Annotated in this window: 12 protein-coding genes; 9 read left to right on the top strand and 3 right to left on the bottom strand. The window is 73.0% G+C overall.

Annotated elements, in window-relative coordinates; genetic code table 11:
• Window positions 1-34 precede the first annotated feature (34 nt).
• From ACIO1C_RS05475 to ACIO1C_RS05450, 6 genes are all read left to right on the top strand, one after another.
• Window positions 35-583: a MarR family winged helix-turn-helix transcriptional regulator gene (locus ACIO1C_RS05475; RefSeq protein ID WP_401858890.1), complete on the top strand. Its 549-nt coding sequence runs from the start codon at window positions 35-37 to the stop codon at window positions 581-583.
• 116 nt (window positions 584-699) lie between these two features.
• Entirely contained in the window at window positions 700-1,704 is a 1,005-nt protein-coding gene (locus ACIO1C_RS05470; RefSeq protein WP_401858889.1) for a hypothetical protein, read from the top strand.
• Between the two features lie 137 nt (window positions 1,705-1,841).
• Entirely contained in the window at window positions 1,842-2,273 is a 432-nt protein-coding gene (locus tag ACIO1C_RS05465) for a hypothetical protein (RefSeq protein WP_401858887.1), read from the top strand.
• A gap of 186 nt (window positions 2,274-2,459) precedes the next feature.
• Complete coding sequence (locus ACIO1C_RS05460; RefSeq protein ID WP_401858885.1) at window positions 2,460-3,500, top strand: endonuclease/exonuclease/phosphatase family protein; 1,041 nt, start codon at window positions 2,460-2,462, stop codon at window positions 3,498-3,500.
• A 47-nt stretch (window positions 3,501-3,547) separates the two neighbouring features.
• Entirely contained in the window at window positions 3,548-3,808 is a 261-nt protein-coding gene (locus ACIO1C_RS05455; protein WP_327235507.1) for a DUF2630 family protein, read from the top strand.
• A 42-nt stretch (window positions 3,809-3,850) separates the two neighbouring features.
• Window positions 3,851-5,926, top strand: a complete 2,076-nt coding sequence (locus ACIO1C_RS05450) for an FUSC family protein (RefSeq protein ID WP_401858883.1) — start codon at window positions 3,851-3,853, stop codon at window positions 5,924-5,926.
• Window positions 5,927-5,960: 34 nt separating this feature from the next.
• Here the strand turns inward: ACIO1C_RS05450 and ACIO1C_RS05445 are convergent, their stop codons facing one another.
• Both ACIO1C_RS05445 and ACIO1C_RS05440 read right to left on the bottom strand, forming a co-directional pair.
• Window positions 5,961-6,416, bottom strand: a complete 456-nt coding sequence (locus tag ACIO1C_RS05445; RefSeq protein ID WP_401858881.1) for an ATP-binding protein — start codon at window positions 6,414-6,416, stop codon at window positions 5,961-5,963.
• A gap of 269 nt (window positions 6,417-6,685) precedes the next feature.
• Complete coding sequence (locus tag ACIO1C_RS05440; RefSeq protein WP_401858879.1) at window positions 6,686-7,117, bottom strand: RNA-binding S4 domain-containing protein; 432 nt, start codon at window positions 7,115-7,117, stop codon at window positions 6,686-6,688.
• A 253-nt stretch (window positions 7,118-7,370) separates the two neighbouring features.
• On the opposite strand from ACIO1C_RS05440, the gene ACIO1C_RS05435 reads away from it, so the two are divergent.
• Window positions 7,371-8,858: an APC family permease gene (locus ACIO1C_RS05435; RefSeq protein WP_401858877.1), complete on the top strand. Its 1,488-nt coding sequence runs from the start codon at window positions 7,371-7,373 to the stop codon at window positions 8,856-8,858.
• Window positions 8,859-8,878: 20 nt separating this feature from the next.
• Window positions 8,879-9,892, top strand: coding sequence for a hypothetical protein (locus ACIO1C_RS05430; RefSeq protein ID WP_401858875.1), 1,014 nt, complete (start codon window positions 8,879-8,881; stop codon window positions 9,890-9,892).
• 94 nt (window positions 9,893-9,986) lie between these two features.
• On the opposite strand, the gene ACIO1C_RS05425 is transcribed toward ACIO1C_RS05430, so the two are convergent.
• A complete protein-coding gene (locus ACIO1C_RS05425; RefSeq protein WP_401858874.1) occupies window positions 9,987-12,062 on the bottom strand; it encodes a PhoX family protein in 2,076 nt (691 codons plus the stop codon).
• Between the two features lie 447 nt (window positions 12,063-12,509).
• On the opposite strand from ACIO1C_RS05425, the gene ACIO1C_RS05420 reads away from it, so the two are divergent.
• Window positions 12,510-14,636 carry a VWA domain-containing protein gene (locus ACIO1C_RS05420; protein ID WP_401858872.1) on the top strand — a complete coding sequence of 709 codons (2,127 nt, stop codon included), beginning with the start codon at window positions 12,510-12,512 and terminating at the stop codon, window positions 14,634-14,636.
• Window positions 14,637-14,682 lie beyond the last annotated feature (46 nt).

Below are 14,682 nucleotides of genomic sequence, written 5' to 3'. Positions count from 1 at the left end.
TTGAAGCGTCAAGTGATCCGGTACGCTCGATCCCATGGATGACGCGAGCCAGGGGGAACGCAAAGAAGCACGCTGGCTGGACGACCGCCAGCTCTCCGCCTGGAAGGCCTACAGCGCCATGCTGCTCAAGCTGCCGGCCGCGCTCGACAGCCAGCTGACGCGGGACGCGGGCCTCAATCAGTTCGAGTACCTGGTGCTCGCGGCCCTCTCCGAGTCCGAGAACAGGACCCTGCGGATGTCCACCCTCGCCATCCTCTCCAACGGCTCGCTCTCCCGGCTCTCCCACGTCGTCAAGCGCCTGGAGAAACGCGGCTACCTGCGCCGCGAGCCCTGCGCGGCCGACGGTCGCTACACCAACGCGGTCCTGACGGACGAGGGCTGGGACAAGGTCGTCGCCACCGCTCCCGGGCACGTCGAGGCCGTACGGTCCCTGGTCGTCGACGCCCTGGAACCGGAGCAGCTGGACCAGTTGCGCGACATCAGCCACCGCGTCCTGCGGGCCCTGGACCCGGACCTCGGCTGCCCGTCGACCGAAACCCTCGAGGACACGCCCCGGGACCCCGGCTCCGCCGCCCCTCACTGAGTCGGCTCACCGAGTCCGCCCACCGAGTCCGCTCACTGAGTCCCCTCACCGAGTCCCCTCACTGAGTCGGCGGCGCACCGGTCGCGCCGCCCCGCCCCGCCGCGTTCCCTTGAGACGTGCGGACCCTCTCCTCCCATACCCGCCCCGCCCTCCCCGCCCGCCCCTCCTCCCCGTTCTCCACCGCCCTCGCCGCCGTCTCCGCCGCCGCCCTGATCGTCCTGCTGACGGTGCTCGTCCCGGTGAGTTCCCTCGCCGCCTGGTCCGAGCTGGAGATCGGGGACAGCGACCGGTTCGTCACCACCATGGCGCCGCTCGCCTCCGACCCCGCCGTGCGGGACGCCGTGGCCGACCGCATCACCGACCAGGCGATGCGTCAGATCGACGTGGGTCCGCTGGAGGGTGAGGTACGGGACCTGCTCCACGACGCCGTACGGTCCTTCACCACCACCGCCTCCTTCCGGGCCGCGTGGCGGACGGCGAGCCTGGCCGCGCAGTCCGCCGCGAACCAGGTCCTCACCGAGGACACCGACAAGGCGGTGACCCTCGACCTGGCGCCCGTCACCGAGCAGGTGAAGCGCCAACTGCGGGACGACGGGGTGCCGTTCGCCGACCGGATTCCCGTACGGCACACGGAGATCACCGTCCTCAAGGCCGACGGGCTCGGCGGCCGGCGCGATGTGGTGCAGGGGCTGCGGACCGCGGGCGTCTGGCCGGCCGTCGGGACACTGGCCGTCGCGGCCCTGGCGGTGGCGGGGGCCGCGTTCCGCCGCCGGGAGGGGCGGGGGCGGCGGGCCCGGCGGGCGCTGGTGGTGGCCGGCACCGGGTTCGCGGCCGGCGGGCTGCTGCTGCTCCTCGCCGTGGGAGCGGTACGGGGCTACACGCTCGACGGCCTGCCGGACGACGGCGACCGGGCGGCGGCGGCCGCGGTGTACGACGCGCTGACCTCCTCACTCCGTACGACGTCCTGGGTGGTCCTCGCCTCGGGGCTCGCGGTGGCCGTCGTCTGCTGGTTCCTGGGAACGGGGAGGGCCGGCCGACTGTGGCCGCGGCGCCTCAAGGGCCGCCTCATGGGCCGCCTCAAGCGCCGCCCCGCACACCGCCCCACCGGGCGCTTTACTTAATCTTTATGCCGATCCATTCGCCCCAAATTTCCCTTTTGAGCCATTTGGCGCATGGTGGGGATATGAGCCAGAACACAGCACACAGGCCCCCCCACACGGGCATGGGCAACGGATCGAGCGCGAGCAACGGAACTGGCATGGGTACCGGGACCGGAGCAGGCACCGGTATGCACGCGGGAAGGACGGCGAACCTCGGGCTGGGCGGAAGCTTCTTCGCGGGCATCCTGATGCTCGTCGCGGGTGCCACGGAGATCCTCCAGGGCGTCGTGGCGGTCAGGTCGGACAACGTCCTGAACGGCGTGTCCGGCTATGCCTACGCGTTCAATCTGGACGCGTGGGGCTGGATCCACATCGGGCTCGGCATCCTGGTCGCGGTGGTCGGCCTCGGCATACTCGCCGGGTCGAGGATCGCGCGCTGGGTGGGGATCGGACTGGCGATGGTGAACCTGGTCGCCCAGTTCATGTTCCTCTTCTACCAGCCGGTCTGGGCCGTCGTGGGCATGGCGCTGTCGGCGTTCATCATCTGGGCGCTGACCACGGACCGGGTGACCTCACCTCAGACCCGGTGACACCTCGGAGCCGTACCAACTGATTTACCGTCAACCGATCGTCCGTCACTACGGGCATACCTGGGGACAGCAGCCTCTTGGCTACTGTCCCTGTATGCGTGCCCGGTACGGCACGGCGTGCCCCACCGGGCGATAGCCGCGACAGCCCACCCGAGCGACAGCCCACCCGAGCGAGAGGCCGGCCCCTTGGACAGCACGGGCAGCGACACCGTCGTCCCGCACCAGCTCGGCCACCCCTCCGCCGCGCCGCCCACCGCCCGCCCGGCCCACCAGCGCCTCCTGATCTGGGCCACCGCGCTCTTCCTCGCCGCCGCGACCCTGCTCGTCGCCTGCCGCGCCGCCGGCGTGGACGCCGTCACCCCCGTACCGCAGCTGCTCGCCTTCCTCCCCTGGCTCCTCGTCCCCGCCGGCGCCGCCCTGCTGCTCACCGCCCTGCTGCGCTGGCGCGCCGGGGTGGTCTGGGCGCTGGTGCTGCTGGCCGGGACGGGGTGGTTCGTGCGGCCGTACGAGACCGGCGCCACCGGGCCGCGCGGTCCGGCGCTCGCGCGGGTGGAAGTGCTCACCTCCAACGTCGAGTTCGGGCAGGCGACACTCGGACTGATCGCGGCGATCCGCCGGGAGAAGCCGGACCTGGTCTTCGTCCAGGAGTGCGAGTTCATCTGCGCGCGGCTGCTGGACACGGAGATCCCGCGCTCGGCGTACCCGTACCGCCACGTCGTGGAGGCGAGCGGCGCCGAGGGGTCCGCGATCTTCTCCGTCTTCCCGCTGACGGACACGGCCGGCATCGACGGCGCGCTCGCCATGCCCGGGTCGGACGCGCGGATCGGCGGCCGTACGGTCGGCCTCCAGCTCGCCCACCCGCTGCCGCCCGTCCCCGGCGGGGTCGACGACTGGCGGGAGGAACTGGGCCGGGTCCGTGCGTACGCCGCCGCGCACCGGCGGGGGCCCGTCATCCTGGCGGGCGACTTCAACGCCACGCGTGACCACGCCGCGTTCCGGGACGTCCTCGACGCGGGCGGGCTGCTCGACAGCGCTGCGCTGGGGGGCGCGGGGCGCACCCCGTCCTGGCCGTCGGACGCGCCGCGACCGCTGGGCGCGCAGATCGACCATGTGCTGGTCAGCGACGACTTCTCCGTACGGGACGCCCGCTTCCTGGACCTCGCGGACACCGACCACCGGTCGCTGCTGGTGAGCCTGGAGCTGCACGGGGAACAGGACGCAAAATAAGGAGCACCGAGGTGCGCTTGTGGTCGGGGATTGCGAGGATCGAAATCATGAGCACCCCGCAGAGCAGCGACAACCAGATCTTCCAGAACATCAACGACCTGGTCGCGGAGGAACGCGCGCTGCGCGACCGCTCGACCGATCACCTCGGCCTCGGCGCCGAGGACCGCGAGCGGCTCCGCGCGGTCGAGGTCCAGCTCGACCAGTGCTGGGACCTGCTGCGCCAGCGCCGCGCCAAGTCGCAGTACGGGGAGAACCCGGACGACGCGGCGGTGCGCCCCGCGAGCGAGGTGGAGGGGTATCAGGGGTAGGGAGTGTCCGGCTCGGGGCGGCGATAGGCGAAGCTGACCGCCATGGGAGAGAACCCGAAGCCCCGGCACCCGCCGCAGCAGTCGCCGCACCAGCCACCGCGGCACCCGTCCCGCCACCCCGGTGCCGTCGCGCGGCGCAGGGCCGCCGCCGCGGCCGCGCGGCTCTCCCCGCCCGCCTGGCTGCTCGACAACCTCCGCCCCCAGCCCGCCCCCGTCCGCTGGCCCGCCGTGGCCCGCGCCTCCGTCGCCCTGGCCGTCCCCCTGGCGGTAGGCTTCGCCACCGACCAGCGCGCGTACGGGGCGCTCGTCGCGCTCGGCGCCCTGAACGGTGTCCTCTCCGACACCGCCGAGGCGTACCGGATGCGGATCCTGCACGTGGCGGTCCCGCAGTTCTTCGCCGCGGTCGGCGTCACGCTCGGCTCGCTCGTCTTCGGGCAGGAGTGGACCGCCGTCGGCGTCCTCGCCCTCGTCGCGCTCGTGTCGGGCATGATCTCGTCCATCGGCGCGGTGGCGTCGTTCGCCGGGCTGCTGCTCCTGCTCAACGCCGTCGTCGGGGCCGGCCTCGCGCTGCCCGACCCGTGGTGGAAGCCACCGCTGCTGATCGTGCTCGGCGGCCTGTTCGTCCTCGCCCTCTCGCTGCTGGCCTGGCCGTTCCGCGTCGGCGTACCGGAGCGGGCGGCGGTGGCGGGGACGTACCGCGCCACCGCCGATCTGCTGGAGGCCTCCGCCGCGCCGGACCCGGAGTTCGACGGCCGCCGCCGGGCCGTCACCCTCGCCCTGAACCACGCGTACGACCTCCTGCTCGCCCGCCGCGCCGGCGACCACGGCTGGCGCGGACCGCTCGTACGGCTGCTCGCGCAGCTCAACGTGATCATCCCGCTGGTCGAGGCCGCGCACCTGCGGGGACGGCGAAGGCCGCCCGAGGTGATGGCGGCCGTACGGCACCTGGCGGACCTGGTCGCCGAAGGCCGTACCGGCGAAGGGGTGCTGGACCTGCCGCCTCCTAGGACGGCGTCCGACCGCGCCGTCGACACCGCGCTGCGGCACGTCGCGGCGGTGGTGCACGAGGCGGACGGCGATCCCAGGAACCCCGCCACCATGGACGACCGGCTCGGCCGCCCGGCGGCCCTCTCCGTCCGCGTCCGCCGCGCGACGCGCAACGTCCTGTTCTCCGAGGCGTCCTGGCGGTACGGGCTGCGCCTCGCGCTCTGTATCGGCCTGGCGCAGACGCTGGTGGCGGTCATCCCCGTACAGCGCTCCTACTGGGTCGCGCTGACCGTCACCTTCGTACTGAAGCCGGACTTCGGTTCGGTCTTCTCCCGCGCGGTGCTGCGCGCGCTGGGCACGGCGGTCGGGCTGGTCGTGGCCGGGGTGGTGCTGGCGGAGGTCCCGATCGGCTGGTGGGACGTCCTGGTCGTCGCGCTGCTCGCGCCGCTCATCCCGGCGGTGTCGGCGAAGGGGTACGCGTTCCAGACGGCGGCCATCACACCGGTGATCCTGCTGATCTCCGACGTCCTCAACCGCCAGGGCTTCGGCCTCGTGGCGCCACGGCTGGTGGACAGCCTGATCGGGTGCGCGATCGTGCTGGTCGCGGGCTATCTGCTGTGGCCGGAGAGCTGGCACACCCGCCTCGGCCACCGGCTGGCGGACGCGGTGGAGGAGACGGCGGACTACGTGAGGCGCGCGTTCGGCATGCCCGACGCGACGGGGAAGGCCGCCGACCAGGCGGAGGTGGAGCGGACGCGGCGCCGGATCTACCGCGACCTGTCGACCGTACGGACCGAGTTCCAGCGCGCGCTGACCGAACCGCCGCCCATCGGCAGGCGCGCGGCGGCCTGGTGGCCGCTGGTCGTGGCGACGGAACGGATCGTCGACGCGACGACGGCCGCGCGCGTGCGTGTCTCGTACGGCGCCCCGGCGCCCGCCCGGGCGGAGACGGCGGATATCGCGGACCAGCTGACGGACATGGCCGTGCGCCTGCGGTCGAGCGAGGTGCTGGTGGAGGTACGGGGGGAGCGGGCCGGGGACGGGGAGGAGAGCGTGCTGGCGGCGCTGCGGCAGGAGGTCGGGGCGGCGAAGGCGATCGCCTCACCGGGGCGGAAGACGACGCTCGCGTGAGGCCGGTGTCGCCTCATGTGAGACCGGTGTCGCCTCACGTGAGGCCGGGTCCGCCCCATGTGAGACCGGTGTCGCCCGACACCTTCAGCGACACCCACACGCACTTGCCGGGACCGCGCCGTGGAGCCACCCCCCAGTCGTCGGCGAGCGCGGCGACGAGGGCGAGGCCTCTGCCGCACTCGTCGTCCAGGTCGGGTTCGGCGGTACGGGGGCGGGGCAGGCGGTCGCCGGCGTCCTCGACCTCCAGCCTGAGCAGCCCCTCGGTGCGGTGGAGGGTGACGGCGATCTGCCGTCCCGGCGGGCTGCCGTGGCGCAGGGCGTTGGTGACGAGCTCGGAGAGGAGCAGCGCGGCGATGGCGGCGGTGTCGCCGGTGAGCCCCGTACACCTCCGGAGGGCGTCCCGGGCGCGGGGGACGCTGCGGGGGTGGCGCGGAAACCGGAAGGTGACGGTGCGGTCGTAGGGGGGGCGGGGGTCGCCGTCGAGGTTCATGGAAGGGACCTTCCCTTCGAAGACCCGTTTTACTTTCCGTACAACAAGGGTGACGAAGAGTCAGGCCGTGGGGTGCGGTGCGGGGTGGTGACCTGCGGGTCCCTGTTGTCCTCAATCGCCGGACGGGCTTGATCTGCCCGCCGCGAGCCGCAGAGAGGCACAGGGGCGGCCCCTGTAAGCCCGTCCGGCGATTGAGGACACAGTGACCCGCAGCGGTCACCGCCCGCGCAGACCCACCGGCCGCCCCACCAAACGCGACGCCCTCGCGCTCAGTGGCCCTGGAGGCGGTCCATCTCGCGGCGTTCGCGCTTCGTGGGGCGGCCCGCTCCCCGGTCGCGCGTGGCGATCGGCGCCACGAACTCCTTCGGCGGCGGGGGCGGGCTGTTGTCCACGAAGCACTCCGCCGCCACCGGAGGACCCACCCGCTTGCGGATGACGCGCGAGACGACCACCACCCGGTCACGCCCCGCGTGCCGAAGGCGGACCTCGTCGCCCACCTGAACCGCGTGCGCCGGTTTGACCCGCTCGCCGTTCACGCGGACATGCCCCGCCCGGCACGCCGCAGCCGCCTGGGAGCGGGTCTTGGTGAGCCGTACCGACCAGATCCAGGTGTCCGCCCGCGCCGAGCCGGCGCCGACGCCGACGCCCACCCCGGCGGACGCCGCCCCGTCCCCGTCCGGTACCTCAGCCGTAGAAGCCATGGCTCCAGCGTAGCGAGACCCCGCCGCCCCCGGACGGCTCCGGACACCGCAACAAGTCCGCAACGCATCCGTGGCACCTCACCGCGCACTCGCGGCTACTATGCGCTCGATCTTCCATTTTCGCGGCCGGACCGATCCGTAGAAAAAGATCTGTTTCTGACATGCCGACACATGTCGTGCCAGTGAAGGACAGCGCGCAGGACACGGGGGCCTCCCACCGCGGCACGACGCACTTCCGGAAGCAGTGAACGCCATGCGCAGCAACTCCGGCAGAGGGCTCCAGCCCAATGTCCTCGGTACGTTCGACACCATCGTCATGGCGGTCGCGGGCAGCGCGCCCGCCTACTCGCTCGCCGCCACCACCGCCGTCCTCGTCGCCTCCGTCGGACTCGCCGCCCCCGCCGCGCTCCTCTACTGCGCGATACCCATGCTCGGCATCGTGCTCGCGTACGGCCGCCTCGGCCGGCTCGACGCGAACGCCGGCGCCGCGTACTCCTGGGTCGGCCGCACGCTCCACCCCGCGCTCGGCTTCCTCTCCGGCTGGGCGCTCGTCGTCTCCACCACGATCTTCATGGTCGCCGGTTCGCTGCCCGCGGGCGCGATGACCCTGGCGCTCTTCGACACCGGCCTCGCCAACAACACCGGCCTGGCGCTGCTGGTCGGCGGCGGCTGGTTCCTGATCATGCTGCTGGTGGTGCTGGGCGGCGCCCGGCTCACCGTACGGGCCCAGCTGCTGCTGTCCGGCGTGGAGCTGGCCCTGCTCCTGATGTTCGTGCTGGCCGCCCTCGCCCACCACGGCGCCGCCGTCGCCTTCGACTGGTCCTGGCTGGGGTTCAGCCACTTCGACGGCCCGTCGGGCTTCGCCTCCGGCGCCCTCGTCGCCGCCTTCTACTACTGGGGCTGGGACGTCACCAGCAACCTCAGCGAGGAGACCCGCAACAGCCGCAGGACCGCCGGGCTCGCCGCCCTCGTCGGCATCGGCATCGTCTTCCTCCTCTTCGAGGCGTTCACGATCGCCGTCAACGTCATCCTCACCGAGGACCAGATCATGGCGGGCAGCGCCAACGTCCTCGGCGTCCTCGGCGAGGCCATCTGGCCCGGCGTCGGCGGCAAGCTGCTGATCGTGGCCGTGATGCTGTCCACCGTCGCGACGCTGGAGACCACCCTCATCCAGGTCACCCGGTCGCTGTTCGCGATGGGCCGGGACCGTACGATGCCGTCCGCGCTCGGCCGGGTCCACCGCACGTGGAACACGCCCTGGGTCGCCATCACCGCCGTCGGGATCGTGGCGTTCGCCCTGCTCGCGGCGGCGAGCGCGCTGGGCTCGGTCACCGAGATCCTCTCCGACGCCGTCACCGCCATCTCGCTCCAGATCGCGGTCTACTACGGCCTGGCGGGCATCGCGGCCGTCGTCGCGTACCGCAAGGTGATGTTCCGCTCCCCCGGCGACTTCTTCTTCGGGGTGCTCTGGCCGCTGCTCGGCGCGCTCTTCATGTTCTGGATCTTCTTCGAGTCGCTGAGCGAGCTGACCGCGACCGCGATCACCATCGGGATCGGCGGCCTGGCCGTCGGACTGGCGCCCATGATCTGGTACTGGCGCAAGGGCAGTGCGTACTACCGCCCCGCGAAACTGGACGCCGCGCGGGTGCCCGACGACCCCCACGAGCCGTACGCCGACTCCGCCGCCGGCCGGCCCGACCGGTCCGGCCGGTCCGGCGAGTCCCTGTCGACCGACTTCTGACGGGGACGGGGACCGCAGCCATGGCGGAACACCGTCACCGCGCCCCCGGCAAGGGCCGCACGCCGGGGAGGGGCCGCACATCCGGGAAGCAGAGCGCGCCCGACTTCGACCCGGACTTCGGCGACCTGCCGCTCACCGAGGCGCGCCAGGACATCGTCATCGGCCGCTGGCAGGGGGTACGTGACCTCCTGCGCGCCACCGGCACCGACTGGCCGCGCCGGACGCACCGCCAGCGGATCCTGTCCCACGCGGCGGCGGGCAGCTCGGCCGTGGAGACCTGGCGGGCGGCGGAACCGGACAGCCCGGACGCGGCGGTGCTGCGGGCGGCGACCGAGGTCGTACGGGTCTTCAACCAGGCGATCGCGGCCGGCCGCGGCATCGGCGTCGACCAGGCACGGCTCGACGGCGCCGTCCTGACCTGCCTGGACGCGGCCGACGCCAGCCCCGACGACCCGATGCCCTGGGTCTCGCTGCTGACGGTCGCCCGGCTGTACGAGGGCGGGATCGCCCAGGGCGAACTGCGGCGCTGGTGGGACGAGATGCGGCGGCGCGACCCGTACAACATGGAGGGCCATGTGCAGCTGCTGCGGTACTTCTCCGCGCGGTGGCACGGCACGCACGGCCGGATGTACGACTTCGCCCGCGACGCGGCGGGCGCGGCGCCGCCGGGGTCCTCGCTGTCGGTGCTGGTGCAGATCGCGCGGGTGGAGGAGTTCCGCCATGTCGCGGAGGCGGGGCGGGGGCGGCGGCCCGTACGGGACTTCGGCCAGCACTGGCACCACGAGCTGGCGGTGACCGAGGTGCGCAGGACCTTCGAGCGCTGGATCGGATGGCGGGCGGCGGGGCCCGTGGTGCCGGAGGAGGTCGGGGAGCTGAACTACCTGACACACGCGGCCTGTTACGCGGGGCTGGACGACGAGGCGCGGGCGCTGTTCGAGCTGCTGGGCTCGCGGGCGGCGCGGGTGCCGTGGTCGTACACGGGGGACGCGGCGGAACAGTTCACGGCGTTCAGGACGGCGCGGCTGGAGGGCTGACGTGCGGCCATCTTTGTGGAGCGTGTACGACCGGGGTGGCGCCGGTCCGAGTCGGCGCCACCCCGGGGTGGGTCAGGCGGGTCAGGCCGGCCGGTCAGACGCCGATGTCCCGGCCGTCCTTGCGCCACACCGCGACCACCGACGGACGGACGATCCTGCCGGGCCCGTCCGGCCACGCGCTCGCGGGCTTCTCGACGCTCGCGCCGTCGATCTCCCCCGGGTGCTGCACGGCGACCAGGACACGGCGGTCCTGGACGATCGGCCCGCACGTCTCCGCGCCGTTCGGCATGGTCAGGAACTGCTTCAGCTCACCGCGCCGTTCGCCCTGCGTCGCGACGCCGAACAGCCCGTCGTGCGTGCCCAGCGCGTTGCCGTCCGTCGAGATCCACAGGTTGCCGTGCGGGTCGAAGGCGACGTTGTCGGGGCAGGAGATCGGGCTGACCTTGTCCTTGGGAAAGCCCGCGAAGTACGTCGCGGGGTCCTTCGGGTCGCCCGCGACCAGGAAGAGCCGCCAGGCGAAGCCGTCGCCCGCCGGGTCGTCCCAGTTCTCCGCCAGTTCGAGGATCTGGCCGTGCTTGTTGGCGTTGCGGGGGTTGGCCTCGTCGGGGCCCGCCTTGCCCGCCTTGCCGCGGTCGGTGTTGTTCGTCAGCGCGATGTAGACGCGGCCGGTGCGCGGTGAGGGCTCGACGTCCTCGGGGCGGTCCATCTTGGTGGCGCCGACCTTGTCGCCCGCGAGGCGGGTGAAGACGTACACCTCTTCGGCGGTCATGCCAGGGACGTGCGAGACGTCGCCGGTGGCGAGGGGGATCCACACGCCGGAGCCGTCGAACTCGCCGTCCGCGGGGAGCTTGCCCGTACCGTCGAACTCCCCCGCCGGGGAGTCGCCGCTGAGCTTGGCGACGTACAGCGTGCCCTCGTCCAGGAGCGTGAGGTTGTACGCGTGGTCGGCGCGGCTGCCGCCCTTGCGCATCCGCTTCGAGGAGACGAACTTGTAGAAGTAGTCAAAGCGTTCGTCGTCGCCCATGTAGACGACGGGGCGGCCGTCGGCCGTCAGGCGCGGCTGCGCGGCCTCGTGCTTGAAGCGGCCGAGCGCCGTGCGCTTGCGGGGTGTGGACTCCGGGTCGTACGGGTCCAGCTCCACGACCCAGCCGAAGCGGTGGACCTCGTTGGGCTCCTGCTTGACGTCGAAGCGCTTGTCGAACAGCTCCCACTTGCGCTCGGTGGCGCCGGTGCCGATGCCGTAGCGCAGGTCGGTGGTGCTGGAGGCGTTGGCGAAGTACTGGTTGAAGTTCTCCTCGCCGTGGAGCGTGGTGCCCCAGGGGGTGGTGCCGCCGGCGCAGTTGTTGAGCGTGCCGAGGACCTTGGTGCCCGTACGGTCGGCGGAGGTACGGAGCAGCGCGCCGCCGGCGGCCGGGCCTGTGAGGCGGAACTCGCTGGTCGCGGTGAGGCGGCGGTTGAGCTGGTGGCGGGTGACGGCGGTGAGCTTGCCGCTCCCGCGGTCCTCCTCGACCACGACGACGGACAGGCCGTGCGCGGCCCAGGCGATCTCGACCTGCTCGCGGGTGGGCGCGGCGGCGTTGTAGCCCTTGAACATCAGGATCTCGTCGGTGTACTCGTGGTTGGCCACGAGGACCTGGCGGCCGCGCTCGCTCTTGAGCGGGAGGAGGCTCAGGAAGTCGTTGTTGTAGCCGAACTGGCCGGCCTGGGCCCTGGCCGTCTGCTTGTCCGGGTCGAAGGCGGGGGCGCCGCGCAGGATGGGCTCGCCCCAGCGGATGACGACGTGCTGGCTGTAGCCGGCGGGGACGGTGACCTGGTCGGCGAGGTTGGGCGCGACGGGGGTGAAGCGGAGGCCGCGGGCGCCGTCGGGGCTGTTGCCGTGTCCGGTGTTGCCGTGGCCCTTGCCGCCGGTGGCCGCGGCGGCGGAGGCCGGGGTGTCGCCGGTGCCGACGGCGAGGGCGGTGCCGGTGGCGGCGGCGACGGTCACGAGGCCGGCGGCGCGCACGAGGGAACGTCTCGACAGCGCACCGGCGATGACGTCGCCGAGGTACTCGTTGTCGGACTTGTTCGGGACCTCGTGGAAGCAGGCGTCGCCGCAGCGGTAGCGGCAGGTGAGGGCGGAACGCCCGCCCGGGTGTGACGATGAGCCGATCAGCGGCAGAAATTTGCGCACTTTACCCCTCCGTTGGTGCGTGAACTCGCACGTGGTCGCGTCGCCGGCCAGGTCACCGGGCCGCCGGCCCTCGCCCTGACAATCCGACAAGGTGTCGGGATGTCCCGGCGGTGACGCTAGGTGCGGCGGCCACCACGGTGGCGGCGCGGGGGTGAAGGCCGGATGAACGCGGGGCGGCCGGATGGTCATGGCGGACCCATGGCCGTACCACGTGTTGATGGTGTTGATGGTGGGGTTGTCGTAGCCGGGAGGTACGTTGACGCTGACGCTGACCGCGCACACCTCTGGCCGCCGATCGCTCACCCGATCGGATGCCGGGTCCGACGCCCGGTACGACCCTGCCGAAGATCGCCGGGGGCGGCCGCTAACCTTACGTATCCGCCCTGGCCAGGGATGCCGCTTTCCCGGGGGCGGGCACGCACCCAACTCATCTGAAAGGCCTCGCCCATGGGCATTCGGAGCTTGCTGCGCAAAGTGTTCGGACGCGACCGTGCGGAGGAGCGTCCCGAGTCGTCGGCAGCGTCCGTCCCGCCCCAGGCCGACCGTACGGAAGCGGTGTCCACGCCGGAGCCGGTGTCGGCGCCGGAGCCGGTCTCCGCGCCGGAGCCGGTGAGGGCGTCAGCGACGGCGTCGGCCTCAACCTCGGCCTCGGCGTCGGTCGCGAGCCAGGCTACGACGGCGCCCGCGCCCGCGCGAAAGACCCCGTCGCCGGAGGACGCGGCGGCGGAACTGGTGGCGGCGGCGTTCGACAACCCCCGCCCCCCGAAGCCGGAACCCACGGTCCCGGCCCAGGCCACCCGCCCCCAGGAACCCCAGCCGACCCCGACGCTCCCGACCCAGAAGTCGACGGGGCCGTCTGGGTCGACGGCGGGGACGGAGGCCGAGGCGGCCACGGAGCCGACGCCCGCCACCACCACGACCGAGCCGGTCGCCGAGGCGACGGACCCGGTGGCGTTGGACAGCGACGACCCCACCGCCGAGGCGGCGCCCGCCGAGAACACCGACGCGGCAGACGCCGGCGCGACCGACACCACGCCGCTCGCGCCGACGGCCGAGGCCGAAACGGCACCCGTGGCCGAGCCCGAGTCCCGGAACGACGGCGACCGGGCCGCCGGAACGACACCCGCGCCCGCCGCAGCGGACAACGGCGAGGTCGCCGACACCACGCCGGTCGCGCTGGACAGCGACGACCACACCGAGACCGCCGAGCCGACGGCCGACGCGGGCACCTCCGTCGAGACGGTCACCGCGACCACCGCCCCGCAGCACGACCCCGCCGAGGCCGTCCTCGCGACGCCCGAGGCCGACGCAACCACGACCGAGCCGGTCGCGAGCGAACCGATCGCTCTGAACGACGACGACCTCGCCGCCGAGACCGAGACGGCGCCTGCGGCCGCGATGACCCCCGTGGCCGAGGCCGCTGACGGACCGGCGCCCGACGCGGACCCCGCCGTCGAGCCGGTCACCACGACCGAGCCCCTCGCGGTGGACAGCACCACGGACACCACCCCGGTCGCCACCGAGCCGATCGCGCTGGACACCGACGACACCGCCGCCGAAGGGGTACCGGCGGCTCCCGAGGCCGCGACGACGCCCGTGGCCGAGGCCACTGACGAACCGACAACCGACGCGGACCACGACATCGAGGCGGTCGCCGCGCCCGCGCCCGTCGCGGTGGACAGCACCCCCGACACCGCACCGGTCGCGACCGACCCGATCGCCCTGAACAACGACGACACCGCCGCCGAAACGTCCGCCCCCGTGGACATCGCCGACGCCCCCGTCAAGGCGGTCGCCGGAGGCGGCGCCACGCCCATCGGGACCGAGCCGGCCGTCCTGTTCGTCGACAACCCCGCCACCGAACCGGTCGCCGACGTCACGGCCCCGGCGCCCGTCGCCCTCGCGGACACGGCGAACACGGCGAACACGGCGGGCACCCTCCCCGCAGGGCTCCTCGCCCACCACTCCGCCGCCGGCGACGCCCTTCGGACCCACGGGCTCGAAGGAGCCCACGCCGTCGTGTATCTCGTTCTCGACCGGTCCGGGTCCATGCGGCCGTTCTACAAGGACGGCAGCGCCCAGCACCTCGGCGAGCAGACCCTCGCCCTCGCCGCCCACCTCGGGGACGAGAACACGACCGTCCACACCGTCTTCTTCTCCACCGACATCGACGGCACCGCCGACCTCTCCCTCTCCTCCTACGAGAACGTCGTCGACCAGACCCACGCGCGCCTCGGCCGCCTCGGCCGTACCAGCTACCACCGCGCCGTCGAAGAGGTCGTCGCGCACTACGAGAAGTCCGGCACGACGGACCCCGCTCTCGTCGTCTTCCAGACCGACGGCGCCCCCGACGCCAAGCAGCCCGCCCGCCAGGCCCTCGTGGACGCCGCGGGCAAGCCCCTGCACTGGGCCTTCGTGGCCTTCGGGGAGCACGACTCCAAGGCGTTCGACTTCCTGCGCAGGCTGGGACTCGACCACGTCGGGTTCACGCACGCGGGCCCCACCCCCCGCGAGGTCCCCGACGCCGACCTCTACCGGGACCTCCTCGCCGGCTGGAAGCCCGCGAAGCCGTAAGCGAGACCGAACACGCACCAACGAAACGCCGCCGGCCCCGCGTCAC

The sequence above is a fragment of the Streptomyces sp. NPDC087420 genome (assembly GCF_044744165.1).
Lineage (GTDB): Bacteria > Actinomycetota > Actinomycetes > Streptomycetales > Streptomycetaceae > Streptomyces.
The sequence above is the reverse complement of the archived record's forward strand: the minus strand, read 5'-3'. Positions and strand labels throughout refer to the sequence as shown.

Bases quoted from the DNA above. Each gene is read 5' to 3' on its own strand.
- ACIO1C_RS05420 (WP_401858872.1), top strand. From the start codon at position 12,510: ATGGGCATTCGGAGCTTGCTGCGCAAAGTGTTCGGACGCGACCGTGCG.
- ACIO1C_RS05455 (WP_327235507.1), top strand. From the start codon at position 3,548: ATGAGCACCCCGCAGAGCAGCGACAACCAGATCTTCCAGAACATCAAC.
- ACIO1C_RS05430 (WP_401858875.1), top strand. From the start codon at position 8,879: ATGGCGGAACACCGTCACCGCGCCCCCGGCAAGGGCCGCACGCCGGGG.
- ACIO1C_RS05435 (WP_401858877.1), top strand. From the start codon at position 7,371: ATGCGCAGCAACTCCGGCAGAGGGCTCCAGCCCAATGTCCTCGGTACG.
- ACIO1C_RS05475 (WP_401858890.1), top strand. From the start codon at position 35: ATGGATGACGCGAGCCAGGGGGAACGCAAAGAAGCACGCTGGCTGGAC.
- ACIO1C_RS05445 (WP_401858881.1), bottom strand. From the start codon at position 6,416: ATGAACCTCGACGGCGACCCCCGCCCCCCCTACGACCGCACCGTCACC.
- ACIO1C_RS05450 (WP_401858883.1), top strand. From the start codon at position 3,851: ATGGGAGAGAACCCGAAGCCCCGGCACCCGCCGCAGCAGTCGCCGCAC.
- ACIO1C_RS05440 (WP_401858879.1), bottom strand. From the start codon at position 7,117: ATGGCTTCTACGGCTGAGGTACCGGACGGGGACGGGGCGGCGTCCGCC.
- ACIO1C_RS05465 (WP_401858887.1), top strand. From the start codon at position 1,842: ATGGGTACCGGGACCGGAGCAGGCACCGGTATGCACGCGGGAAGGACG.